Origin of the sequence: Vibrio atlanticus, assembly GCF_024347315.1 — a bacterium.
Taxonomy (GTDB): domain Bacteria; phylum Pseudomonadota; class Gammaproteobacteria; order Enterobacterales; family Vibrionaceae; genus Vibrio; species Vibrio atlanticus.
Genome location: NZ_AP025460.1, coordinates 2,875,253 through 2,900,139, shown reverse-complemented (window position 1 = coordinate 2,900,139; position 24,887 = coordinate 2,875,253). Strand labels below are relative to the sequence as shown.

At 44.2% G+C, this 24,887-nt stretch carries 17 protein-coding genes and 10 tRNA genes; 26 read left to right on the top strand and 1 reads right to left on the bottom strand.

The features are described from left to right. Positions 1 to 66 precede the first annotated feature (66 nt). Positions 67 to 1,311 carry a sugar ABC transporter substrate-binding protein gene (locus tag OCV30_RS12895; RefSeq protein ID WP_065678049.1) on the bottom strand — a complete coding sequence of 415 codons (1,245 nt, stop codon included), beginning with the start codon at positions 1,309 to 1,311 and terminating at the stop codon, positions 67 to 69. Positions 1,312 to 1,812: 501 nt separating this feature from the next. Here OCV30_RS12895 and OCV30_RS12890 point away from each other — a divergent pair. The 26 genes from OCV30_RS12890 (at position 1,813) to OCV30_RS12765 (ending at position 24,879) form a co-directional block, all read left to right on the top strand. Then, positions 1,813 to 2,844, top strand: coding sequence for a porin (locus OCV30_RS12890; RefSeq protein ID WP_083994555.1), 1,032 nt, complete (start codon positions 1,813 to 1,815; stop codon positions 2,842 to 2,844). 37 nt (positions 2,845 to 2,881) lie between these two features. Then, entirely contained in the window at positions 2,882 to 3,922 is a 1,041-nt protein-coding gene (lpxD, locus tag OCV30_RS12885; RefSeq protein ID WP_065678051.1) for a UDP-3-O-(3-hydroxymyristoyl)glucosamine N-acyltransferase, read from the top strand. A gap of 97 nt (positions 3,923 to 4,019) precedes the next feature. Further along, positions 4,020 to 4,502, top strand: coding sequence for a glycosidase (locus OCV30_RS12880; RefSeq protein WP_029223079.1), 483 nt, complete (start codon positions 4,020 to 4,022; stop codon positions 4,500 to 4,502). Between the two features lie 258 nt (positions 4,503 to 4,760). Beyond that, positions 4,761 to 5,882, top strand: coding sequence for an ABC transporter ATP-binding protein (locus OCV30_RS12875; protein WP_012604763.1), 1,122 nt, complete (start codon positions 4,761 to 4,763; stop codon positions 5,880 to 5,882). Between the two features lie 310 nt (positions 5,883 to 6,192). Then, complete coding sequence (locus OCV30_RS12870) at positions 6,193 to 8,064, top strand: alpha-amylase family glycosyl hydrolase (protein WP_065678052.1); 1,872 nt, start codon at positions 6,193 to 6,195, stop codon at positions 8,062 to 8,064. A 249-nt stretch (positions 8,065 to 8,313) separates the two neighbouring features. Next, complete coding sequence (gene alaS, locus OCV30_RS12865; RefSeq protein ID WP_065678053.1) at positions 8,314 to 10,896, top strand: alanine--tRNA ligase; 2,583 nt, start codon at positions 8,314 to 8,316, stop codon at positions 10,894 to 10,896. A 220-nt stretch (positions 10,897 to 11,116) separates the two neighbouring features. Then, positions 11,117 to 12,298, top strand: a complete 1,182-nt coding sequence (locus OCV30_RS12860; protein WP_083994556.1) for an aspartate kinase — start codon at positions 11,117 to 11,119, stop codon at positions 12,296 to 12,298. Positions 12,299 to 12,390: 92 nt separating this feature from the next. Beyond that, positions 12,391 to 12,588, top strand: a complete 198-nt coding sequence (gene csrA / locus OCV30_RS12855; RefSeq protein WP_009847619.1) for a carbon storage regulator CsrA — start codon at positions 12,391 to 12,393, stop codon at positions 12,586 to 12,588. Between the two features lie 474 nt (positions 12,589 to 13,062). Beyond that, positions 13,063 to 13,155 (top strand) — tRNA-Ser (locus tag OCV30_RS12850). 46 nt (positions 13,156 to 13,201) lie between these two features. Further along, a tRNA-Arg gene (locus OCV30_RS12845) sits at positions 13,202 to 13,278 on the top strand. A 44-nt stretch (positions 13,279 to 13,322) separates the two neighbouring features. Beyond that, positions 13,323 to 13,415: transfer RNA gene (locus tag OCV30_RS12840), tRNA-Ser, on the top strand. Positions 13,416 to 13,499: 84 nt separating this feature from the next. Continuing rightward, positions 13,500 to 13,576 (top strand) — tRNA-Arg (locus OCV30_RS12835). An 88-nt stretch (positions 13,577 to 13,664) separates the two neighbouring features. Then, positions 13,665 to 13,741, top strand: a tRNA-Arg gene (locus OCV30_RS12830). 71 nt (positions 13,742 to 13,812) lie between these two features. Further along, positions 13,813 to 13,889 (top strand) — tRNA-Arg (locus OCV30_RS12825). Positions 13,890 to 13,960: 71 nt separating this feature from the next. Beyond that, positions 13,961 to 14,037 (top strand) — tRNA-Arg (locus OCV30_RS12820). A gap of 71 nt (positions 14,038 to 14,108) precedes the next feature. Then, positions 14,109 to 14,185: transfer RNA gene (locus OCV30_RS12815), tRNA-Arg, on the top strand. A 71-nt stretch (positions 14,186 to 14,256) separates the two neighbouring features. Then, positions 14,257 to 14,333 (top strand) — tRNA-Arg (locus tag OCV30_RS12810). Positions 14,334 to 14,421: 88 nt separating this feature from the next. After that, positions 14,422 to 14,498 (top strand) — tRNA-Arg (locus OCV30_RS12805). Positions 14,499 to 14,873: 375 nt separating this feature from the next. Continuing rightward, positions 14,874 to 15,131, top strand: a complete 258-nt coding sequence (locus OCV30_RS12800; protein WP_004741884.1) for an oxaloacetate decarboxylase subunit gamma — start codon at positions 14,874 to 14,876, stop codon at positions 15,129 to 15,131. Between the two features lie 31 nt (positions 15,132 to 15,162). Further along, a complete protein-coding gene (gene oadA / locus OCV30_RS12795) occupies positions 15,163 to 16,947 on the top strand; it encodes a sodium-extruding oxaloacetate decarboxylase subunit alpha (protein WP_065678055.1) in 1,785 nt (594 codons plus the stop codon). A 9-nt stretch (positions 16,948 to 16,956) separates the two neighbouring features. Further along, positions 16,957 to 18,087, top strand: coding sequence for a sodium ion-translocating decarboxylase subunit beta (locus OCV30_RS12790; protein ID WP_009847617.1), 1,131 nt, complete (start codon positions 16,957 to 16,959; stop codon positions 18,085 to 18,087). A 173-nt stretch (positions 18,088 to 18,260) separates the two neighbouring features. Continuing rightward, on the top strand, positions 18,261 to 19,214 hold the full coding sequence (locus OCV30_RS12785) for an NADP-dependent oxidoreductase (RefSeq protein ID WP_065678056.1): 954 nt from the start codon (positions 18,261 to 18,263) through the stop codon (positions 19,212 to 19,214). Positions 19,215 to 19,220: 6 nt separating this feature from the next. Beyond that, positions 19,221 to 19,682, top strand: a complete 462-nt coding sequence (locus tag OCV30_RS12780; protein WP_017097357.1) for a YqaA family protein — start codon at positions 19,221 to 19,223, stop codon at positions 19,680 to 19,682. A 9-nt stretch (positions 19,683 to 19,691) separates the two neighbouring features. Further along, positions 19,692 to 22,550, top strand: coding sequence for a M16 family metallopeptidase (locus tag OCV30_RS12775; RefSeq protein ID WP_065678057.1), 2,859 nt, complete (start codon positions 19,692 to 19,694; stop codon positions 22,548 to 22,550). 99 nt (positions 22,551 to 22,649) lie between these two features. Continuing rightward, positions 22,650 to 24,218: a glutamate--cysteine ligase gene (gene gshA, locus OCV30_RS12770; protein ID WP_009847614.1), complete on the top strand. Its 1,569-nt coding sequence runs from the start codon at positions 22,650 to 22,652 to the stop codon at positions 24,216 to 24,218. Positions 24,219 to 24,228: 10 nt separating this feature from the next. Continuing rightward, positions 24,229 to 24,879 carry a transglycosylase SLT domain-containing protein gene (locus OCV30_RS12765; RefSeq protein ID WP_083994557.1) on the top strand — a complete coding sequence of 217 codons (651 nt, stop codon included), beginning with the start codon at positions 24,229 to 24,231 and terminating at the stop codon, positions 24,877 to 24,879. Positions 24,880 to 24,887: the final 8 nt, after the last annotated feature.

Here is a 24,887-nt window from a genome sequence, read left to right as displayed (position 1 = left end):
GCGCTGTGGCTTTATGACACAGCGCATGAGCTAAGTCGCTTGTGAGTCGCGACGGGAGTTCAGAGGTTATTCTTGTAATGCTATTTGTTCTTCAATGATCGAAAGCGCACGGTCAAGAACAGCACTCGCAGGTTTATCGTTTACCCAGTAGTCTGTAATAGCACTGGCCATTGGCGACCAAATGAAGCCCATTTCAGGAATCGATGGCATTGCGTCTGAGTAGAAACCTTGCGTAATAATGGCGTAAGTGGCTTCATCGGCATCAACAATGATCTCTTCCATAACTGACTGGATCGGAGGGAGTGCTCTTGACATCTCATAGCGTTTTTTCAGCATCGCGTCGGAAGTAAGGTAGTCAGCAAATAATTGTGCGGCTTTCGGATACTCAGTGTAAGAAGACACAACCGCAAGACGAACAGTTGCAAAAGTGCGTGGTTGTTGGCCTGCTAATTTAGGCATAGGTACAACACCAAGATTTATCCCTGATTCTTGATACCCTTCGATTGCCCAAGGGCCGTCGATAATAGCGGCGACTTTTCCTTCATTAAATAAGCCACGACGTACTTGCGGGTTGCGCATATCAACTGGATTTGAATTGTTGGCCACTTGCAGGGTTTTCATTGCTTCTAAGCCTTGTTGGGCTTTTTCAGAATTGATGCCGATGTCTTTTGCATCGGTACCGTTATTACCAAATTCGTATGCGCCGTAAAGCGTGACAAACATACGAGACTCGTAATAGTTCTGTATGTCCCAAAGCAGTGCGTATTTATGTTCTTGCTTATTGTTGAAAGTTTTTGAAAATTCAATAATTTCTTCAAAAGTTTCAGGTGCTTTAGTCAGTAAATCTTTATTGTAGAACAGAGCGGTAGTGGCGAAGCTAACTGGGAAGCCATAGCTCACCCCTTCAGCTTGAGACGCATTAATCGCATTTGGCATAAAAGTATTCGAGATACGTTCGGCAGATACCAGATTCTCCATCGCCCCACCTGCCACGACTAATCGCCCCAATAAGTCATGTTCAATCTCGACTACATCTGCCACGCGAGCAGAGCCGCCATCCTGAATCAAACGAGAAGCGGCATCGATAGGCGCTAACCCACGGAATGAAAAATCAATATCGTATCCTAACTCCTTATTAAAGGACTGAGCGGCGTACTCCATGTAGTCGACTGTTGTTTTGTCGGTCCAGATTAACAACTCAGCCCCATTTTCTGGCTGAATTGTGTCTGCGTTTGCATCGGCTGCAGCCGTTAATGTACTGGTCGTTAACGTTGCCGCCATTAAGGCTGCCGCGAATAGATTCTTTTTCATTCCTGAATTTTTCATACTGACACCGCGCTATTTAAATTCTTAGTAGTCGTTCGTTAGGTACTACTATGTTATGTCTCACCGACAATATGTCAACATTACCTGGTTAATATGTCAGCGTATTTGTGATGCTTGTCACCTTCTGTTTGTGCTTTTTACATCTAGTAGCTATAGGGTTTTATGTCTTGTTTATTGGGGGTTTTGAACGGTGCTTTGTTCGTTTTGATACTTAGATTAATGAAAAGCCTACCGTTTGTGATGGTGATCAATAATCTCCGCAGTCAAGGGTGATTGATCTCTCATTTCTAAATTCAATAGGAAGCAAAACATTTATAATTCTAGAACAATAAATAGGCGTTCATTACGGACGACTATGTTTTTCTGGTTAAATGTTGCGAAATCAGCAAGCCTATCAAGAGACACAGTGGATAGAGAAAGAGAAACAGTAAACAAAAATAACCCTACAAATAACAACAAATGATTCAGTTGAAGAATCAATAAGGAATGACCGTGAAAAAAACATTATTGTCTGTAGTGATCACCAACACTTTACTTATTAGTGCTGGCGCTTCGGCTGCTGATAACCGAACTATGTCTCCAAGTGATATCTTTTTTTATGACGCTTTAAAATTTGGTGGGCATGTTGGAACATCGATTGAAGTCGAAGAGAAAAACATCACTGATTTTGCATCATGGGGTGGCGGTAAGTCTAAAGAGCGTACAACGACTCATGAAGTGTTTAACGTCTTCTATAACAACGCTGCGTGGAATGCGACCGCACTTTACGCGTTCAAACTTGAAAATCGTAAGAAAAAGAAAGGCGCATACGCAGAAACAGAAAATGGATATAAGCACTTATTATCATTAAATAAAAGTTTTCAACTAGGAAATGGTTGGGGAACGGGCTTGATCTATGAGTTGGAATATACAAAGGGTGATATTGTTACCTCTAATAAAGTAGACGGCTTGAAAACCACGAAAGCTGAGCACAGTATTCGTCCATACCTTACGTACTGGAATAATGAATATTCAGCGGGTTTCTATTCAAACCTAGAGTATCTATACAACGATTCAGATAAGAGTGCTTGGGGTTCTCGTGAAGAGGAAGGTTACAGTTTCTTATTTAAACCTTACAAGCGCTTTGGTCAGTGGGAAGTTGCAGCTGAGCTTTACTATCAAGTTAAAGAAAATAAAGCGAAAACCGGAAATGGTTCAATCAATGAAGCCAGCGATTTCACCGAGATGTACATTGAGCCAATCGTTCAGTACAGCTTTGAAGAAGCCGGCACTATGTACGTTCGTGCTCGTATTGGTGAAAACGAAACGAAACATACAGACGGTTGGGCAAAGAACGAAACTTTCTTCAAAGATATTCGTAAGGCAACTTTAGGCTATGAGCAAGCAATTGGCGACGATTGGTTGGTAAAAGGCGAACTTGAGTGGGCTAAAGACACAGAGACCTTCTCTAAGCTGAAAGGCGACGAGAAAACTGTAGAACAAGAAACAATGTACCTACAAGCGCTTTACCGCTTCTAAGTGGTATTAATCACAACTCAAATGACAGAGTAATATTATGATCAAAGTTTCAGATGTCGCCCAAATCGTTGGTGGAAAAATTGAAGGTGACAACACGGTAGAAATATCGAAGATTCGCCCAGTTTCCAGCGGAGAAGAGGGCGGCTTAGCCATTGTCTTTGCTAAAGCCGATTTAAAAGGGCTATCTGAAACTTTGGCTGATGTCATTGTTGGGCCAGAAGCCATTTTACAGACCAAAGCAAAAACAAAAATCGTGATTGAGAAGCTCGAAGCTGAGAAGCTCAATCAACTAATGCGTCATTATAAAGTTCAAAAATATCAATTATTTGACCAAGGGAATACATCAGATACTCCCGATGTTTATATCGGAAAGCATTGTCAAATAGGAGAAGGTTGCCATTTCATGCCCGGTGTTAAAATCATGAACGGTGTAACAATCGGCAATAACGTTGCAATTCATGCCAATACAGTCATCAAAGAAGGCACTGTGATTGGTAACAATGTCACCATCGACTCTAACAACTCCATTGGTAATTACAGTTTCGAATACATGACCGGCCAGAATACCCGCTACGAACGCGTAGAAAGTGTAGGGCGAGTCATCATTGGTGATGATGTTGAAATTGGCTGTAATAACACCATTGACCGAGGCACGCTCGGCGACACCACCATTGGTCGCGGAACCAAGATAGATAACCTAGTGCAGATAGGCCACGACTGTAAAATTGGTCAACATTGTTTACTGGTATCACAAGCGGGTTTTGCAGGGCATACCACCCTAGAAGATCATGTCATTGTGCACGGACAAGTAGGCACAGCAGGCCATCTGACTATCGGGAAAAACTCCGTTATTAAAGCCAAATCTGGTGTGAGCCACTCTTTCCCTGCCAATAGTGATCTGTTCGGTTATCCGGCGAAAGATGCACGTTCTTATTATAAAAACTTAGCCGTATTGAACAAATTAACTCATCAAAAAAACAGTAACCCCCGTCCAAACTCTAAATCGTTAGAACTTGATACAGACAAAAGAGCGGTGGTACCGAAAAAGAGCTTAATAGCGAGACTATTTCGTTTATAGATTGCCGAAGCGAGAGCTTTAAAAATTAAAGCCCTAACTTGCGATGACTAAGACGGAATAGAACCCTACATATATAAAAAATAATAAGGAAATGACAATGAAACGTACTCTACTTGTAGCCGCACTTTTATCTTCAGCGTTAATGGGTTGTGCGAGCACAGCTGACACGCCAGCAGCTGATCAAATGAAAGCAACAGGTCCTTTCGCCGATTGTAATCTCGCCACGGTGGAAGATCGCGGGCCAATTCGTCCTTCACTTTATGTTATAGGCACTTTCCCTGATGGCCAGTGGATCCACATGGAAAACCGTCAAATGTCGCATAAAGGCAAAGGTATTTACCAAGTGGTAAGCGAAGAAAAAGCGGGCAACGTAAGTTTGCAGTTCGCAACGATGGGCTGGTCTCCACAATTTACCGCAGCTGGCATGTCGATGACGGCAGGTTATGAGAAAACGCTAAAACGCGGTGGCTTTGCAAAAAACACAACCGTTAATATTCCAGAAGATGGCAAATATTTATGGAGTGTTGAAATTAGCGAAGATAAGAAGCCAGTTCGTGCATTGGTTAAAGCGTGTAAATAAGCGATGTAGCCAACCGACATAACCCACTCTATATCACCATTTATAACCACGCTGTATAACACCGTTTATAAACTTGTGGTTGAACGCAGTGATACAGAAGAAAGGTGCTCTGAATATCAGAGTGCCTATGTTTTAAACATAAACTTTAAATGTTCAATGATTAACGTTTACGTCTTTTTAGCCAGTAATTTGAGAGCTCCAGTCACTGGCTAAAAAGATTTTTACCTATCAAGATTTAACCCGTATTCGGAGTTTCAAATGGCAACAGTTAGCCTGCGTAAAGTAGAAAAACAGTACGATAATGGTTTTAAAGCCGTACACGGAATTGACTTAGATATTCACGAAGGTGAGTTCATGGTATTTGTGGGGCCGTCTGGTTGCGCCAAATCTACCACATTGCGAATGATTGCTGGCTTAGAAGATATCTCGGCAGGTGAAGTGCGTATTGGCGATAGAGTGGTGAATGATTTAGCGCCTAAAGAGCGTGGTATTGCCATGGTATTCCAAAACTATGCGTTGTACCCACACAAAACGGTCTTCGATAACATGGCCTTTGGTTTGAAAATGCAAAAACGACCAAAAGAAGAGATCAAACAACGCGTAGAAGATGCCGCTGAAAAACTAGAAATTACCGATCTCCTGTATCGTAAACCTAAAGAAATGTCGGGTGGTCAGCGTCAGCGTGTCGCGGTGGGGCGAGCTATTGTTCGTAAACCGGACGTGTTCTTATTTGATGAGCCTCTATCCAACCTTGATGCCAAACTGCGTGTTTCGATGCGTGTGAAAATCGCACAATTGCACAAGTCTCTTAAAGATGAAGGTAACCCTGCGACCATGATTTATGTCACGCACGATCAAACGGAAGCTTTAACTTTAGGCGACCGAATTTGTGTATTAAATCAAGGTAACATTATGCAGGTGGACACGCCGACCAACTTGTACAACGCACCACAGAACAAGTTTGTGGCGGGTTTTATCGGCTCCCCAGCCATGAATCTAGTGAATACAACCCTACGAAAGTTAGGTGATGATATTTACGTGGAACTTGCCCCTAACGCCCAAATTATTATTCCTAAACGTTTGCAAGAAAAGCTTGTGGATCATATTGATAAGCCTGTGTGTCTAGGCATTCGACCTGAACACATAAATATTGCCGCTGATGATGAGATGGTGAACGTACACCCTGGTGAGCTAACCGTGGTTGAAAACTTAGGGAATGAAAAATACCTGTATTTCAAATTGGGTGATAACGAAATTGTTGCGCGAGTGAATAACCAAAGCATAAGTACATCAGATATTGGCAGCCAAGTACGCTTTAATTTTGATTCTGCTTTTTGCCATATTTTTGATGGTGAAACCGAACAGAACCTGACGTTGTAAGTTTATTTTTAAAACGAAAATGCTTCACAGCAAAAAGTGTCAATAAGATCAAAATAGTAAAGGCTATTACTCTACAAAACTTACCTTAACAACATACCCTGAGCCGGCCTGCTAGGTTCAGGGCATTACCCGAATTCTAATAAATATAAATGATCCTGAGAATTATTTCTTAAGGCTTTGTCGTACCTGAAATTTACTGTTGCTGATAGACCTCATTATGGTGATTTAACGTAACAGCTATAGAGCGCGGCATTAATAAAAAGCAAAAACAAAATAAAACGAAACCCATAACGTGAATAAAGGACGACACATGAAGAATAAGCTTATTGTGCTATCAGCATTACTGGCTTCCCTACCTGCTATGGCAGATTGGAACCAGGCCTATTTCCGTGGTACCGCCAATAACTGGCAAGCTGAATCTATGGTTAAAGTGAAAGCAAACCACTGGCAAATAGTGAAAAAATTTAACACCGGTGATGGAACGAACTCTCCTAGTTTTAAGGTTGATCGCTTTGGTGATTGGTCTGAAAACTATCCTCTATCAAATTTCTCTGTTGACCCTAATAAAACCTACGAAATTAATTTCTATGACGACACGAATAAAGTGGTGGTCCATGAAAAACTGCCCTTTGATATGCGTGATGAAACCATGTATTTCGTGTTTCTTGACCGTTTCTATGATGGCGATTCAGCCAATAATACAGCGACGGGTGCCGACATGTATTCGGCAGACAAATCGGATTTCAAAAAATACTTTGGTGGTGACTTAAAAGGTTTAACTGCAAAGCTAGATTACTTGCATGATATGGGGATCACGGCCATTTGGATAACGCCTCCAGCTGATAACATTAACGTACCTGACAGTCGGGGTGGAGCGGGTTACCACGGCTACTGGGGACGTGACTTTTTTAAAGTTGATGAGCACCTAGGTACCGTTGAAGATTTTAAAGCATTAAAGACGAAAATGGATAGCTACGGCATGAAACTCGTGCTGGACTATGCGCCTAATCACTCTAACCCTGATGATGAAGGGGAATACGGTGCACTTTATAAAAAGGGTGTCCGAGTTACCGACTACAAAAATGATAATGCAGGGTATTACCATCATAATGGAGCGATCGCTGAAAACGGTAAAGATTGGGAATGGAACGACGCATGGGCGGTTCGTAATAAAACCTTGTTTAACTTAACCGATTTTGACCAACGTAAAGATGGCCCTGCGCGTCAGTACTTGATTGATGGCGCGAAATTCTGGGTTGATTTAGGTGTGGATGCGATTCGTATTGATGCGGTGAAACATATGGATAAAGAGTTTATCCAAGATTTTACTGGCCAAATAAACGCGTACGCGAAGAAAAGCCAAGGTAAAGATTTCTATTTCTTTGGTGAGTGGATGGATTCAGGTGCTGACGCAACGGGATCAAACTTTGCCTCTATCGATTTTGCCAATACATCAGGCTCTGCATTGCTTGATTTTGGTTTGAGAAACACCATCGAAAACGCCTTGCTACAACACAATGGCACTGGCATGTATGCCATTAATAACTACATGAAGCTGAGAGACCAAAAATTCACAAGCAGTGATTGGCAAGTGGTGTTCTTAGATAACCACGATGCGTCACGTATCTCTACCGTTTTACGCTCAGACGCGAAGAACTTTGGCGCAGGTAAAGACAAGTGGGGTGGTCGTCAAAGTGTTGCATTTGCACAAGACAGAGTGGAGCTGGGTTTAGCGCTTATTATGACCTCTCGTGGCATTCCTTGTATTTATTACGGAACAGAGCACTACGCGGCTAACTTCACTACCAATGGTTTTGGCCAGCAAGGTAATGATCCTTACAACCGTGAAATGATGCCAAGCTTTGATAAAACGACCAATGCTTACAAGATGATTAAAACGTTGAGTAAGTTACGTAAAGAAAGCTATGCGGTGCAGCAAGGTGATTATATCGAGCGTTGGATAAGCAATGATGTATTGGTATATGAACGTAACGCAGGCGATGACGTAGTTGTGGTTGCAATGAACCTCGGTCAAGGTACATCGGTTAACGCTGTGAATTTAGGATTGGCAAACGGAACTTACGACAGTGTACTAGGAACTGACCAAGTGGTTGTTTCTAATGGCAGCGGTACATTTAATCTAGACCAAAATGAAGTGGTTATCTTACGCACTAAGCACTAACAGATAATGCAGGCTATTGATAACGGTTTTACTGGTTTTCGATTGAGTCTCAACAACATAAACCTCGCACATAGTGTGCGAGTTTTTTTTGTTTTTCTTCGCCTGAGCTAGTGGAATATTCTTCATTTTATCGAATTCCCACTAAAATCCTGCCCAAGGGTGTCTTTTCTACAAGAAAACTAGTCGAAGCCTTAACCATGATCTACAATACGGCAAAATTCTAACTCGACTATTTTCAGGAAGAGCTGCATGTACATGAGCACTGATGAGGTTCGCAACGCGTTCCTTAAGTTCTTTGAGAGCAAAGAACACCAAATCGTAGACAGTTCATCGTTAGTTCCACATAACGATCCAACCCTGCTATTTACTAATGCAGGCATGAACCAATTCAAAGATTGCTTCTTAGGCGCCGAAAAACGTGCCTACACTCGAGCAACTACGGCTCAGCGTTGTGTACGTGCGGGTGGTAAACACAATGACCTTGAAAACGTAGGTTTCACGGCTCGTCACCACACGTTCTTCGAAATGTTAGGCAACTTCAGCTTTGGCGACTACTTCAAAGAAGAAGCGATTGGCTTTGCTTGGGAATTCCTGACTGAAACACTCGGTCTGCCAAAAGATCGCCTGTTAGTAACGGTTTACGAGACAGATGACGAAGCATTCGAAATCTGGAACAAGAAAGTGGGCATCCCAGCTGACAAGATTGTTCGCATCGGCGACAAAGAAGGTGGCAAGAAGTTTGAATCTGATAACTTCTGGACAATGGGTGACACAGGTCCTTGTGGTCCATGTACTGAAATCTTCTACGATCACGGTGAGCACATTTGGGGCGGCCGCCCTGGTACACCTGAAGAAGATGGTGACCGTTTCATCGAGATTTGGAACAACGTATTCATGCAGTTCAACCGTCACGCTGACGGCACTATGGAACCGCTACCTAAGCCAGCTGTAGATACTGGTATGGGTATTGAGCGTATCTCTGCAATCATGCAGGGTGTTCACTCTAACTACGAAATTGATGTATTCCAAAAGCTAATCAAAGCGACAGCAGAAGTAGTCGGTCACGACGACCTATCGAACCAATCGCTGCGCGTTATCGCTGACCACATCCGTTCTTGTTCATTCCTAATCGCTGATGGCGTAATGCCTTCAAACGAAGGTCGTGGCTACGTTCTACGTCGTATTATTCGTCGTGCAGTGCGTCACGGTAACAAGATTGGTGCACAAGGCGTGTTCTTCCACAAACTTGTGGGTGTACTGGCTGAAGTGATGGGTTCTGCAGCTGAAGAGCTTAAGAAACAGCAAGAGCTTGTTGAAAAAGTACTTCGCATAGAAGAAGAGAACTTTGGTCGCACGCTAGAGCGCGGCATGGTTATCCTTAACGACGCATTAGACGCACTTGAAGGCAAAGAGCTTGACGGTGAAACAGTATTTAAACTTTACGACACATACGGCTTCCCAGCTGACCTTACTAACGATGTAGCTCGCGAACGCGACTTTACTATCGATGAAGAAGGCTTTGAGAAGGCGATGGAAGCACAGCGTAAGCGTGCACGTGAAGCGGGTCAGTTCGGTACTGATTACAACGCAACGATCAAAGTAGACACTAACACTGAGTTCTGTGGTTACACAGGTACTGAAGGTGCGGGTGAAATTTCTGCGTTATTCGTTGACGGCGAAGAAGTATCTTCACTATCGGCTGGCGACAAAGCAATCATCATCCTTGAAGAGACACCATTCTACGCTGAGTCAGGTGGTCAATGTGGTGACGCGGGTACGCTAAGCACTGCGTCGGGTCTATTCAAAGTACAAGATACTCAGAAGCTAGGTAATGCATTTGCACACCACGGTGAGCTCGTTGAAGGCGTATTTGCTCAAGGTGATAAAGTAGAAGCGCGCGTTGATGCTGAGCGTCGTGCTGCTATCTCACTAAACCACTCTGCAACTCACTTACTTCACTCTGCATTGCGCGAAGTGCTAGGTGAGCACGTTGCTCAGAAAGGTTCTTTAGTTAAGCCAGATAACCTACGTTTTGACTTCTCTAACCTTGAAGCGGTAACACCAGCACAGATTAAAGAAGTAGAGCGTCTAGTTAACGCACAAGTTCGTAAGAACCATGTGATTGAAACTAACATCATGGACATCGAGTCAGCGAAAGAAAAAGGTGCTATGGCACTGTTTGGCGAGAAGTACGATGATGAAGTTCGCGTTCTGTCTATGGGCGATTTCTCTACTGAGCTTTGTGGTGGTATCCACGCAAGCAACACGGGTGATATCGGTCTATTCAAGATCATTTCAGAAGGTGGTATCGCTGCTGGTATTCGTCGTATTGAAGCGGTAACGGGTGAAGCAGCTCTAGATGCAGTAGAAGCTCAGGCTAACGCTTACGAAGAGAAGCTTGCTGAATCAGCTAAGAAAGCGAAATCGCTAGAGAAAGAAATCCAACTACTTAAAGAAAAGATGGCTGCAGCTGAAGGTGCAAACATCATGGGTAAAGTAGAAGAGATCTCTGGTACTAAGGTACTGGTTGCTGCCATTGAAGGCGCAGACAACAAGAACCTACGTACTATGGTTGATAATGCTAAAAACCAAGTGGGTAGCGGCATCATCCTGATTGCGAACGTAGCAGACGGTAAAGTTGGCTTAATTGCTGGCGTAACCAAAGACCTTATCGGCAAAGTTAAAGCGGGTGACCTCGTTAAGATGGTTGCTGAGCAAGTTGGCGGTAAAGGCGGCGGTCGTCCAGATATGGCTCAAGCGGGTGGTACTGACGTTGAAGCACTACCTGAAGCGCTTAAATCAGTACGTATTTGGCTTGAAGAGCGTCTTTAAGCTTAAGTAATTGATACAAAGATGCCCAATCAACTGATTGGGCATCTTTTATTTTGCCCATTGGAAGAACCTTTGAAAAAGGTTTGATTGAGATTAACCAAGAAGGCTAATGGTAACGTTAGACTCCTTGGTTAATTTTTTATTGCTTCGCCATGACGCGGAGTATGTGTTTTTTTGTCATATATAGACATTGGTCTTGGGAAGGTGAGGAAGGGTGAAAATGCCTCTTATCGTGCAGAAATTTGGTGGAACGTCGGTGGGTTCAATTGAACGAATCCATCATGTAGCAGAAAAAATCATTGAAGCGAAAAATGAAGGGAACCAGATCCTGGTTGTCGTTTCTGCTATGTCAGGTGAAACAAATCGGTTAGTTAACTTAGCTTCACAAGTTGATAGCGTACCAAACGCTAGAGAGTTGGATGTACTGTTAACGGCTGGAGAACAAGTTTCCATGGCTTTGTTGGCGATGACGTTGCACAAGTTGGGTTATGAAGCGACATCGATGACTGGCTATCAAGCCAAAATACACACCGATTCTAATCATAATAATGCGACGATTGAGCGTATTGATACCGCTCCTATTAAAGCGCTGTTAGATGATGACCAGATTGTCATTGTTGCAGGTTTTCAAGGCGTTAATGCAAAAGGTGATATCACAACCTTAGGGCGAGGTGGTTCAGACACCACGGCCGTTGCGTTGGCAGGCGCCCTTCAAGCGAAAGAGTGTCAGATATATACCGATGTTGATGGTGTATATTCCTGCGACCCTAGAGTGGTTAAGCAATCTAAGAAATTAGATACCTTAGACTTTCCCTCTATGGAAGAAATGGCTCGTAGAGGCGCTAAGGTTTTACACCTTCCATGTGTTCAACATGCGTGGCGACACAATGTACCATTGAGAGTGCTTTCGAGCTTTGAAGAAGGCGAGGGAACACTTATCGCGGGTAATGACTGTTTGAATGATATTGCCGGGATAGCCATTCAAAGAGATATGGTTCGCGTCGAGTGTTTGAATCAAGATTTACCGTCCCTCATGTCGCATTGCCATTTATTAGGGATTGAAGTCTGTAGTGTGATCGAGGAAACAGAACGGGCAGCACTCATTATCAAACCGGACATAAGTGTTAAATTAAAACTAGTTTTTGACGAGAAAATCCGTAATAGTGAACAGGTTAGTTTGTTAACTGTGGTAGGAAGCCGAACACAAGAAATTGTGGTCAGTTCACATGGATTGTTGTCTGAAGGCGAAATTGATGTACAGCATCACTTATTGCAGCAGCAGTCTTTAACTTTGGTGATATCACCAACGCAAGTCGATATGGCTGCTAACATATTACACAATGCATACATCGTAGCGCGTGAAACACAGGGTTATCCTAAAAAAGAAGTGCATTTTGGTTAAATAAACTCAATCGATAGTTTACGAAAATATAACTTTTGTTGGATAATGCTCGCGTAGCTAGATAAATTTAGAGATTACTCAAGGAGCAAAGAATGCTAATTTTGACTCGCCGCGTTGGCGAAACACTGATGATTGGTGACGAAGTAACAGTTACTGTACTAGGCGTTAAAGGTAACCAAGTACGTATTGGTGTTAACGCACCTAAAGAAGTATCTGTTCACCGTGAAGAGATCTACATGCGCATTCAAGCTGAAAAAGGTAATGGTAACGTTGCACCTGGCAACTACTAATACTTTTGCGTAGAGAAGAGGCTAGCACTGTTGCTAGCCTTTTTTGATCTTGGGGGAATGGAAATACGCATTTGAACATCGATGGGGTGGTAACGGGTTAGTCTTAACGCGGTGAAGTGAGAGCTTTATGACGTTATGAAATACAAATAGGATCGATCATCGCTATTACACGGTATTTTGTCTGCGCAAACTCAAGATTTGTTAGCTTCCCCTATGGCGCAAATACGCATCCCGTAGTATTGTGCAAACAGCGGTAGCACTTGCTGCTGGATAAATTAGATAATTGTTTTCGGCTGTTTATTATTACCAATCTTTCACCTTAATTTTTAAGGGAAAAAGCGCGATTTGAAGCTTATAAGTTCAATTTGCAAGCGCTTTGATTAAATAGCAAACGGTTGAGTGTTTTTGTCCAATTTTTTTCAATAAAGTGTTTGACATATTTTCGGTAAAACGTAATATGTGCCTCCGCAAGACGGTGAGGTGGCCGAGAGGCCGAAGGCGCTCCCCTGCTAAGGGAGTATGTGGTTTGTAGCCGCATCGAGGGTTCGAATCCCTCCCTCACCGCCATTTCTTGCACGTTTGAATTTGCAAGCAAACACAGAAGTAACAATGTGCGCCCTTAGCTCAGCTGGATAGAGTACCTGGCTACGAACCAGGCGGTCGGAGGTTCGAATCCTCCAGGGCGCACCATTCTCTTTACTCTTACTTGTAAGTGTTTCGAGAATAATGAATAAGGTGAGGTGGCCGAGTGGCCGAAGGCGCTCCCCTGCTAAGGGAGTATGTGGTTTGTAGCCGCATCGAGGGTTCGAATCCCTCCCTCACCGCCATTCATTACAGGCCTATGGCCTTTTTTTTGTTTCGTAGAAACAGAATGTGATATATTTCACAACTTCTTCTCTTGAAGATACCGTGCGCCCTTAGCTCAGCTGGATAGAGTACCTGGCTACGAACCAGGCGGTCGGAGGTTCGAATCCTCCAGGGCGCACCACTATTTAGGGTTTTCATTAATCCTGATGTTGAATTTTTAGTTTTAACTGCTTTATTGCCTTAACTAACAGCTCAATATCGAAACCGTTGCGCCCTTAGCTCAGCTGGATAGAGTACCTGGCTACGAACCAGGCGGTCGGAGGTTCGAATCCTCCAGGGCGCACCACTATTTAGGGTTTTTACTAATCCTGATGTTGAACGTTTAGTTTTAACTTTATGCTTAATATCGAAACCGTTGCGCCCTTAGCTCAGCTGGATAGAGTACCTGGCTACGAACCAGGCGGTCGGAGGTTCGAATCCTCCAGGGCGCACCACTATTTAGGGTTTTCATTAATCCTGATGTTGAATGTTTAGTTTTAACTTCATGCTCAATATCAAAACCGTTGCGCCCTTAGCTCAGCTGGATAGAGTACCTGGCTACGAACCAGGCGGTCGGAGGTTCGAATCCTCCAGGGCGCACCACTATTTAGGGTTTTTACTAATCCTGATGTTGAACGTTTAGTTTTAACTTTATGCTTAATATCGAAACCGTTGCGCCCTTAGCTCAGCTGGATAGAGTACCTGGCTACGAACCAGGCGGTCGGAGGTTCGAATCCTCCAGGGCGCACCACTATTTAGGGTTTTTACTAATCCTGATGTTGAACGTTTAGTTTTAACTTTATGCTTAATATCGAAACCGTTGCGCCCTTAGCTCAGCTGGATAGAGTACCTGGCTACGAACCAGGCGGTCGGAGGTTCGAATCCTCCAGGGCGCACCACTATTTAGGGTTTTCATTAATCCTGATGTTGAATGTTTAGTTTTAACTGCTTTATTGCCTTAACTAACAGCTCAATATCAAAACCGTTGCGCCCTTAGCTCAGCTGGATAGAGTACCTGGCTACGAACCAGGCGGTCGGAGGTTCGAATCCTCCAGGGCGCACCACATTATTAGAGAAAGCCTCGTTTTTACGAGGCTTTTTTTATGTCTGCTATAAATTTGTTGCAACAATGTTAAATTTAAGGTGTTTTTAACTTGTTGTATTTAAAGTAATTCTTGATTGCTTCTTTGTTATTCTACCTTTCTCATATCAATTCTCAGAAAAGCCCCATTTAAGTCACAGTTTAAATATCTAAAAATGACTCATTTGACAGATTTATGTGATCTGATAGGCGAATAATTAACCTTATGTGTGCGTTATCCGTAACAGAACCTTAAACAAAATTGACAAACTTTTACCAATCGAGATAATCCATGGGTCGGGATCACTATTCGCTGAAATCCTGTACGTATGTCAGGATGACGAAGAAAGGAAGCAACATGACTAATATTGGAAGCCTGCTAGGAGATGCGGCGACTCTAATGATAACGGGGATGTCCGTTGTCTTTATTTTCTTAACTATTCTAGTTTACCTCGTTCGGTTGATGTCAAAACTGGTACCAGAAGAAGTACCGGAGCCGATCGCAGCACCTAAAAAAATTCAAAAATCACAATCAAACCCTTCAGCTGTTAGTCCACAGGTAGTGGCAGCAATTTCGGCCGCGGTTCATCAATACCGTGCGTCTACTGCTAAGTAGCATTTAAAGGATTAAAAAGGAGTTTATGAGCATGTCTAAACCACTAGCTATCACAGATGTGGTACTTCGTGACGCGCACCAGTCACTATTTGCTACTCGTATGCGTATCGAAGATATGCTGCCAATTGCGGCAGAACTGGATAAAGTCGGTTACTGGTCACTTGAGACTTGGGGCGGCGCAACGTTTGATTCGTGCATCCGTTTTCTTGGAGAAGATCCGTGGGAACGTTTACGAGAGCTGAAAAAAGCGATGCCCAACACACCAATGCAGATGCTACTGCGTGGTCAAAATTTATTGGGTTACCGTCACTACGCGGATGATGTAGTAGAAAAGTTTGTTGAACGTGCCCATAGTAACGGCATGGACGTATTCCGTATTTTTGATGCGATGAATGACGTACGTAACTTTGAAACCGCAGTGAAAGCAACGATTGATGTTGGCGGCCACGCTCAAGGTACGTTGTCTTACACAACCAGTCCGGTTCACAACTCAGATACGTGGGTTGATTTGGCTAAGCGCCTAGAGGATCTAGGTTGTCATTCACTATGCATCAAAGATATGTCAGGTTTATTAAAGCCTTATGAAGCGGAAGAGCTAATCACTCGCATCAAAGCGTCTTGTGATGTGCCTCTAGCGCTGCATAGCCACGCGACAACGGGTCTATCAACCGCTACAGCCGTTAAAGCTGTTGAAGCGGGTATTGATATTCTAGACACCGCAATCTCTTCTATGAGCTGTACTTACGGCCATACACCAACCGAAACGGTTGTTGCTATGCTAGAAGGCACAGAGCGCGACACGAATCTCAAACTAGACCAAATCGAACCAATCGCGGCTTACTTCCGTGATGTACGTAAAAAGTATGCGAAATGGGAAGGCCAGCTAAAAGGTGTCGATTCTCGAATCTTGATCGCTCAAGTTCCTGGCGGCATGTTAACCAACATGGAAGGCCAGCTTAAAGAGCAAGGCGCAGCCGACCGTATGGACGAAGTGCTCGAAGAGATCCCACGCGTACGTAAAGAATTGGGTTACATTCCTTTGGTAACACCTACTTCTCAGATTGTCGGTACTCAAGCGGTTATCAACGTTCTAACGGGTGAGCGCTACAAGAGCATAACTAAAGAGACTGCGGGTCTACTGAAAGGCGAATACGGTCAAGCTCCTGCTGAGGTTGATGCTGAACTGCAAGCGAAAGTGTTAGATGGTGCTGAGCCAATCACGTGTCGTCCTGCTGATTTACTTAAGTCTGAAATGGATACATTAACGACTGACCTTTTAGAAAAAGCGAAATCAGATGGTATTTCACTCGCTGAAGATACCGTTGATGATGTACTGACGTACGCACTATTCCCACAAGTGGGTCTTAAGTTCCTTAAAAACCGTCACAACCCTGAAGCGTTTGAACCTGTACCAACGGCTGAAGCTGCAACTCCTGTTACGGCTGCACCACAACCTGCTGCAAGCGGCATTGAGAGCTACAGCGTGAAGGTTGATGGTCAAGTTTATGATGTTGAAGTTGGCCCACAAGGTGAACTGACATCGGTATCTCCATCAGCAAAACCTGCACAAGCGGCTCAAGCAGCACCTGCTGCGGCTTCTGATGCAGAAGCAGTTCCAGCTCCATTAGCAGGCAACATCTTTAAAGTCATCGTTCAGGCGGGGGCAGAGGTTGCCGAAGGTGATGTTCTGCTGATCCTAGAAGCGATGAAAATGGAAACGGAAGTACGAGCTGCTCGCAGTGGTATCGTTCAAGAATTGAATGTTAAAGAAGGCGATGCAGTTACTGTAGGCGCTCCACTACTAAGCTTAGCGTAAGGGAGTACCATGGAAGGATTGATGACCTTATGGTCTGAAACAGGGATTGCTAACTTTGAGTTCGGCCAGATCTGTATGATGTTGGTTGGTTGCTCACTGTTGTTTTTGGCGATTCGCAAAGGGTTTGAACCTTTACTGCTGTTACCTATTGGTTTTGGTGCCGTATTAGCCAATATTCCAAATGCTGGATTCACGGATCCCGGCGGTTTACTTTACTACGTTTACTACATTGGTATTGAAACTGGCATTTTCCCACTGCTGATCTTTATGGGTGTTGGAGCGATGACGGACTTTGGTGCGTTGATTGCTAACCCTAAAACACTGTGGCTCGGGGCTGCTGCTCAGTTTGGTATATTCGCAACGCTATTTGGCGCGATCTTGCTGAACTATGTACCAGGAATGGAGTTCTCAATGGCAGATGCTTCGTCAATTGCGATCATTGGTGGTGCCGATGGCCCAACCGCGATCTTTTTGGCGAGCAAGCTATCTCCTGATCTATTAGGTGCGATTGCGGTAGCGGCGTATAGCTACATGGCTTTAGTTCCTATTATTCAGCCACCAATCATGAAAGCGTTAACGTCTCCTGAAGAACGCCAAATTAAGATGGCTCAACTTCGTCATGTAAGCAAAGCTGAGAAGATCCTTTTCCCGCTAGCTGTACTGCTGATGACGATTTTGTTCCTACCTTCAGCAACCCCTCTAGTAGGTATGTTCTGTTTGGGTAACTTAATGCGTGAAGCGGGTGTGGTTGATCGTCTTTCAAAAACAGCCCAAAACGAACTGATTAACGTTGTGACTATTTTCCTTGGCCTAGGTGTTGGCTCTAAGCTTCAAGCAGATACTTTCTTGAATTTAGAGACTCTGGGTATTTTAGGTTTAGGTGCGGTGGCGTTTAGTATTGGTACGGCTGGTGGTGTATTGATGGCGAAGCTGCTGAACCGCTTCTCGAAAGAAGACATTAACCCACTGATTGGCGCAGCTGGTGTATCAGCGGTTCCGATGGCGGCTCGTGTTGTGAATAAGGTTGGACTTGAGGCAAATCCTCAGAACTTCCTGTTGATGCATGCGATGGGTCCGAACGTAGCGGGTGTACTTGGTAGTGCCGTTGCAGCGGGTATCCTATTAGCTCTCGTAGGTTAATGAGTTACTTGGTTATGCTGCTCGTTACGTTAATTGGTCGTCAATTTACGCATGAGCGGTTAACTTCGCCTTATTAAATGGTTTATAGTCAAAGGGATGCTTTCGCATCCCTTTCTTTTTATTAATGAGGGTGCTTACTCATCAGGGCTTCTATCAATCAAGGAAATGTGGAAATGGAAAATAAACAGATTGCGATTACTCAATTCGGCGGCGTCGAAAACCTCAGTATTCAAACCAGTGCTATTCCTGAGCCAAAGGCCGGAGAAGTGGTGGTTAAAGTTTCCTTTTCAGGCATTAATCCTATTGATGTGAAAACCCGTGCAGGCCTTGGTTGGGCGGCAGCACAAAACAAAGACAACCTTCCTTGGGTTCCTGGTTACGATATTTCAGGGCAAATTGTTACGCTAGGCGAACAGGCAGAGCGTTTTACTGTTGGTGATAACGTAGCCGGCTTTATTGGTTTTCCACTGCAAGGTGGCGGTTATAGCCAGTATGTGTGTGTTCCAGAAGTCGCATTAAGTATGGTCCCAGACTCGGTTGCGTTAGAAGCGGCTGCAGCTTTACCACTCGCTAGCCAAACCGCAGCACAAGCGCTTAACAAAGCGGAAGTGAAAGAGGGCGATCGCGTACTCATCTTAGCGGGCGCCGGCGGCGTTGGTCATCTTGCGGTTCAAATCGCAGTGGCTGCAAAAGCTGAGGTTTACACGACCTGCAGCGAGGCCAACCTTGATTACCTTGCTACGTTAGGCGCTCATGCTATTAACTATAAATTTGCGCCAGCATCGGAAAGAGTCTCTGATGTTGATGTACTGATTGATTTAGTGGGTGGTGATACCGCGCTTGATGCGTTGAAGTGTTTGAAAGATGGTGCGAGAGTGGTAACGGTGCCCACGCTGTCTGCTGAATTAATTTGCGAGAAAGCGACATTATTGGGTTTCACTGCTTCAGGTATGCTCGTTGAGCCAAATCCAGAGCAAATGGACACTATGCTTTACATGGTTAGCGTAGGATTGCTCAAAACAGAAATTCAAACTATCTACCCGTTAGATGAAGCACAGTCGGCGCATCGGCAGGTTGAAACCGGACACACCAGAGGCAAGGTACTACTTAAAATGCAAGAAGGTTAATATGCAGTGCTAGAGTTCTTTAATTCTCTTTTTGAAAACATAGCGTTGTGGTTTTCTGACTCGGCGCTGTGGGTGCTCTTCATTAGTGGCTTCTTGAGTGCCACATTGTTACCAGGGGGCTCAGAAGCAAGCCTTGTGGCAGCATTGAGCTTAGAACAGTTCTCAACATCATCAATCATTCTTCTGGCGACACTCGGTAATACTTTAGGCGGGCTGACCAACTATTGGATTGGTTTGTGGCTGCCTAATCGAACTCAATCTGAAAAGCATGGTCATAAGGCTATGGCTTGGCTGAGCCGCTATGGCTATTGGACACTGTTATTCAGTTGGTTGCCGATCATTGGTGACCCTTTGTGCTTAGCCGCGGGTTGGTTAAGAATGAAATTTATTCCTAGCGTTATTTTGATAGCGATTGGCAAAGCCGCTCGCTACAGCTTACTTGCTGCTATCTACTTCGGTTTTTTCTAAGGAGAACCTATGAAAAAGGTTTTACTTGGTACATTTTCTCTTATCGCCATTGCAGGCTGTTCTTACAATGTACCTAGCTCAACACCCTTCTTTTCCTCGTTACCTGAAGGTGTCACTCTGTTAGAAGAGGTTAAGCCTTCTAAAGATAAAGTGGTGATCCCTTACACCAAATATCAGCTTGAAAACGGCCTGACAGTTATTCTTTCTCCTGATGATTCTGATCCTCTTGTACATGTGGATGTGACCTATCATGTCGGCTCAGCTCGTGAAGAAATAGGCAAATCGGGCTTTGCTCATTTCTTCGAACACATGATGTTCCAAGGCTCTGAGAACGTCGGTGACCAGCAGCACTTTAAGATCATTACCGAGGCGGGTGGCTCGTTAAACGGCACCACTAACCGTGATCGTACTAACTACTTTGAAACCGTTCCATCTAACCAACTTGAGAAAATGTTGTGGTTAGAATCAGACCGAATGGGTTTTTTATTGGATGCGGTTTCTCAGAAGAAATTCGAAGTTCAAAGAGGCACGGTTAAAAACGAACGTGCTCAAAGTTATGAAAACCGTCCTTATGGCTTGATGTGGGAACGTATGGGTGAAGCGCTTTACCCTGAAGGTCATCCTTACTCATGGCAACCAATCGGTTATGTGGAAGATCTAGACCGTGTTGATGTGAATGACCTTAAGGCGTTCTTCCTACGTTGGTACGGCCCAAATAATGCGGTACTGACTATCGGCGGTGATATCGACGTTGATGACACGCTAGAGTGGGTTAATCAGTACTTTGGACCAATCCCTCAAGGTCCGGAAGTTAAGGCTGCTGAGAAGCAACCAGCTGTTCTAACAGAAGATAAGTACATCACCTTAGAAGACAACGTTCGTCAGCCGATGGTGCTTGTTGGTTGGCCAACAACCTACCGCGGTGAAGATACGCAAGCTTCACTGAATGCGCTGTCTAACGTGTTAGGTTCAGGGACCAACAGTTATCTGTACCAAAACCTCGTAAAAACGCAAAAAGCGGTGAGTGCAGGCTCTTTCCACGATTGTGCTGAGCTCGCTTGTACTATGTATGTCTATGCGATGGGTGACTCAGGTGAAAAGGGGGATTTGACGGTTCTAAATAAAGAACTGATGGAAACCCTAGAACAATTTTCGAAAGGCGGTGTGGAACAAGATCGTCTAGATCAAATTACCGGCATGGCTGAAGCGAATGCGGTGTTTGCACTGCAAAGTGTTAGAGGCAAGGTTTCACAGCTCGCGTCAAATCAAACCTTCTATGGCCAGCCTGATCGTATTGAATCACAACTCGATCAAATCCGAGCTGTTACCCCTGAAAGCGTAAGCAAGGCGTACCAAGATTTTATCGAAGGTAAGCACAAGGTTACCTTGAGTGTGGTTCCTAAGAAAAAACTCGACTTAGCGGTTCGCGAGGCTACATTTAGCACTCCTGCTCGTACCCTTCCTGAATACAGCAAGGTGACAGAAGAACAATTGGATTTCAGAAAGGCACCGAACACATTTGATCGCAGCGTGATGCCCGAAGTGAACTTTGGTGTTGAAGCGACTATGCCTGAGCTGTATCGCATGCATTTTGCTAATGGTACTGACTTGATTGGTACTGTGACCAGCGAAACGCCGACAGTGCAGCTACAAATTCAACTCCCTGCGGGTGAGCGCTATGTTGGTAAAGGTCAAGAGGGTTTGGCGAACCTAACTGCATCAATGATGGAAGAAGGTTCGACTAAACGAACGGTTGAAGAGTTACAGGCGACCTTAGATAAGCTGGGTAGTAGCGTTAGCATTAGTGCTGGCAGTTATACCACAGATATTTCAGTCTCGACGTTAGATAAAAACCTGCCTCAAACCTTAGCGATCGTGCAAGAAGTTCTATTCGAGCCTAAGTTTGATGTTCAAGATTTCGAACGCGTTAAGAGTCAGATGTTAGAAGGCGTAGTGTACAAGCATCAACAACCGAGCTGGATGGCTTCTCAAGCAACCCGAGAAGTGTTGTTCGGTAGCAGTATTTTTGGTCGAGCGAGTGGTGGCACCAAGGACTCTCTAGAATCGTTAACTCTAGACGATGTAAAACTGTTTTACAGTCAGCACTATACTCCTGAGGGAGCTAATATTGTTATTGTAGGGGACATCTCGAAGGAGGAGGTTGGAAAGCAGCTTCAGTTCTTTGAAGAATGGCAAGGTGACGCTGCACCACTCACTCGTCCACAGATCATCAAGGAGCTTTCGGGGCAGAACTTGTACTTAGTGGATAAGCCGGGAGCACCACAAAGTATTGTACGCTTAGTTCGTAAAGGGTTACCGTTTGATGCGACCGGTGAATTGTATTTAAGTCAATTGGCTAACTTTAATTTAGCCGGTAACTTCAATAGCCGTATCAACCAGAACCTGCGTGAAGACAAGGCCTACACTTACGGTGCAAGCGGTTACTTTGCGAGTACGCGTGAAACTGGTGCGGTAGTGTTTAGTGCTCAAGTTAGAGCCAATGCGACGGTTCCATCAATTCAAGAGTTTATTGCTGAGCTAAATGAATTTAGTCAGAGTGGATTAACTGACGAAGAGGTGAAATTTATGCGCCTTGCCGTCGGTCAACAAGATGCGCTTAAATACGAAACACCAAGTCAAAAGGCTGGATTGTTGAGTAATATTGTTACGCTAAGCCTTGATGAAGACTACCTACAGCAGCGCAACCAGATAGTAGAAACGGTTTCAAAAGAGACTTTAAATGAGCTCTCGAAGAAATGGTTTGACCCGAATGATTATCAAATAATTGTTGTTGGTGACGCGACTTCGCTGCGCCCTCAATTAGAAAAGTTAGATATTCCAATAGAAGAGCTTGAAATCATTCGTTAGAGTACACATTAAAGGGGGAGGGAGGAGATTCTACTTTTCTCCTCCAACCTAATTTATGATAGTTCTAATAAGAACAATATAAGATAAGTGAACAGAATTTTGACTGATTTTGCTGCGCGACTAAAGCAAGTTGCAACCAACCCTAAGACCTTCTCTCAATTTGGTCGTGGTGTTGAAAGGGAAACATTGCGCTACACGGAAGATGGGCATCTTGCTACTGGGCCGCACCCTAAGGCTTTAGGATCTGCGTTGATGAACGAATGGGTAACGACCGATTTCTCTGAGTCGCTACTGGAGTTTATCACGCCTGTTTCTAACGACGTTCCGACGCTTTTGAATCAGTTGTCTGATATCCATCACTTCACTCAAACCAAGTTAGACGGCGAAAAGCTGTGGCCACTCTCTATGCCTTGTTATGTGGGGAGTGAAGATTACATTCAGCTTGCGCAATACGGTACTTCTAACAACGGTAAGATGAAGACGCTATATCGTGAAGGCCTAAAGCGTCGCTACGGTAGTCTGATGCAGATTATTTCGGGTGTTCACTTCAACTTCTCTTTCCCAGAAAGCTTTTGGGACAGTCTGTTTGGAGAGCAAACCGAAGAAGCGCGTTGCGAAGCTAAATCAGATGCGTACTTCGGTTTGATTCGTAATTACTACCGCTTTGGTTGGTTAATCCCATACTTCTTCGGTGCTTCACCTGCGCTATGTTCTTCTTTTATCAAAGGAAGAGAAACCAACCTACCTTTTGAAAAGGTTGGAGAAACACTGTATCTACCCAAAGCAACGGCATTGCGCTTAAGTGACCTTGGTTACACCAACAGTGCGCAAAGTGTACTGAAGATTGGCTTCAACAGCCTAGACCAATACCTTGAAGGTTTGAATCAAGCGATTCGCACACCATCAGAAGAATTCGCTGAGATTGGCACTAAGGTTGATGGGGAATACCGTCAACTAAATAGCAACGTACTGCAAATTGAGAATGAGCTTTATGCTCCAATCCGTCCTAAGCGTGTGGCGAAAAGTGGCGAGAAACCATCTGAAGCACTGGCTCGTGCTGGCGTTGAGTACATCGAGGTTCGCTCTTTAGACGTAAACCCATTCAGTTCAATTGGCATCAATGAACAGCAAGTTCGCTTCTTAGATTTATTCCTAACGTGGAGCGTGTTATCAGACTCTGCTGAGATGGATAACTGCGAGCTTGAATGCTGGCGCGATAACTGGAATAAGGTGATCTTAGAAGGTCGTCAGGTTGGTTTAGAGCTCAAGATTGGTTGTGATGGCGAAAGACTGTCTCTGCAAGACTGGGCTAAAAATGTATTCAAAGATCTTCGAGTTATCGCTGAGTTGATGGATGCTGAGCAAGGTGGTCGTGCATACCAAGAAACGTGCGATACGCTTGAAGCCTGGATTGATAACCCAGAGTTGACCATTTCTGGCCAGTTATTAGAAGAGACCAAGAAATTGGGTGGTTTGGGTAAAGTGGGTTGTGCGTTAGGAAAAACGTATGCTCAGCAACACAAGGCACACCAATATAAAGTTTATTCTGCTGAGTTAATGGAAGCGGAAGTTCAACGCTCTGTCATTGCTCAACAGCAAAGTGAAGAAGCGAGCACTCAAGATTTTGATAGTTTCTTAACGGACTATTTTTCATATTTAAAAGCATAGCGAGACTTTGGTGGAAAGGAAGCAAACCTTATTAGGTCAGTCTACTCATGTGGGTGGAAAATGGTTACCTGTCGTGACTGTTGGTATTGTCTCTAGTCTATTGGTTGGATGTGCGACGCCTCCTCCTAAGCAGCAAAATAATATATGCAGCATCTTCAGAGAGCACCCTTCTTGGTATGAAGATGCGGTCGATATGCAAGATGAGTGGGGCACACCGATTAACGTCGCGATGGCTTTTGTTAAACAAGAGAGCAGCTTTCGGCATGATGCGCGTCCACCAAAAGATTATATTCTTGGCTTTATACCGTGGGGAAGAGTCAGTAGTGCCTACGGCTATGCACAAGCTCAAGACCCTGCTTGGGAAGACTTTCAAAAAGCGACCAATAATGGTGGTTCGAGAACCAATTTTGATGATGCATTAATGTTCATTGGTTGGTACACCAGCGAGACGCGCCGTCAGTTAGGAATCTCATTATGGGACCCGTATAACCAATATCTGGCTTATCATGAAGGCCGTGGTGGCTATAAGCGCAAATCATACAACAGCAAACCATCGTTGATTAAGGTGGCTCGCAAAGTCGAACAGCAAGCAAAAGATTATGGATGGCAACTTAAACAGTGCCGAAAAGAACTAGAAGACAATCGAAGTTGGTTTTTTTAAAGCCAATC

What these genes read in the sequence shown, in the direction of transcription:
- OCV30_RS12895 (WP_065678049.1), bottom strand. Translation starts at nt 1,311, where the DNA reads ATGAAAAAGAATCTATTCGCGGCAGCCTTAATGGCGGCAACGTTAACG.
- OCV30_RS12890 (WP_083994555.1), top strand. Translation starts at nt 1,813, where the DNA reads ATGACCGTGAAAAAAACATTATTGTCTGTAGTGATCACCAACACTTTA.
- lpxD (WP_065678051.1), top strand. Translation starts at nt 2,882, where the DNA reads ATGATCAAAGTTTCAGATGTCGCCCAAATCGTTGGTGGAAAAATTGAA.
- OCV30_RS12880 (WP_029223079.1), top strand. Translation starts at nt 4,020, where the DNA reads ATGAAACGTACTCTACTTGTAGCCGCACTTTTATCTTCAGCGTTAATG.
- OCV30_RS12875 (WP_012604763.1), top strand. Translation starts at nt 4,761, where the DNA reads ATGGCAACAGTTAGCCTGCGTAAAGTAGAAAAACAGTACGATAATGGT.
- OCV30_RS12870 (WP_065678052.1), top strand. Translation starts at nt 6,193, where the DNA reads ATGAAGAATAAGCTTATTGTGCTATCAGCATTACTGGCTTCCCTACCT.
- alaS (WP_065678053.1), top strand. Translation starts at nt 8,314, where the DNA reads ATGTACATGAGCACTGATGAGGTTCGCAACGCGTTCCTTAAGTTCTTT.
- OCV30_RS12860 (WP_083994556.1), top strand. Translation starts at nt 11,117, where the DNA reads ATGCCTCTTATCGTGCAGAAATTTGGTGGAACGTCGGTGGGTTCAATT.
- csrA (WP_009847619.1), top strand. Translation starts at nt 12,391, where the DNA reads ATGCTAATTTTGACTCGCCGCGTTGGCGAAACACTGATGATTGGTGAC.
- OCV30_RS12800 (WP_004741884.1), top strand. Translation starts at nt 14,874, where the DNA reads ATGACTAATATTGGAAGCCTGCTAGGAGATGCGGCGACTCTAATGATA.
- oadA (WP_065678055.1), top strand. Translation starts at nt 15,163, where the DNA reads ATGTCTAAACCACTAGCTATCACAGATGTGGTACTTCGTGACGCGCAC.
- OCV30_RS12790 (WP_009847617.1), top strand. Translation starts at nt 16,957, where the DNA reads ATGGAAGGATTGATGACCTTATGGTCTGAAACAGGGATTGCTAACTTT.
- OCV30_RS12785 (WP_065678056.1), top strand. Translation starts at nt 18,261, where the DNA reads ATGGAAAATAAACAGATTGCGATTACTCAATTCGGCGGCGTCGAAAAC.
- OCV30_RS12775 (WP_065678057.1), top strand. Translation starts at nt 19,692, where the DNA reads ATGAAAAAGGTTTTACTTGGTACATTTTCTCTTATCGCCATTGCAGGC.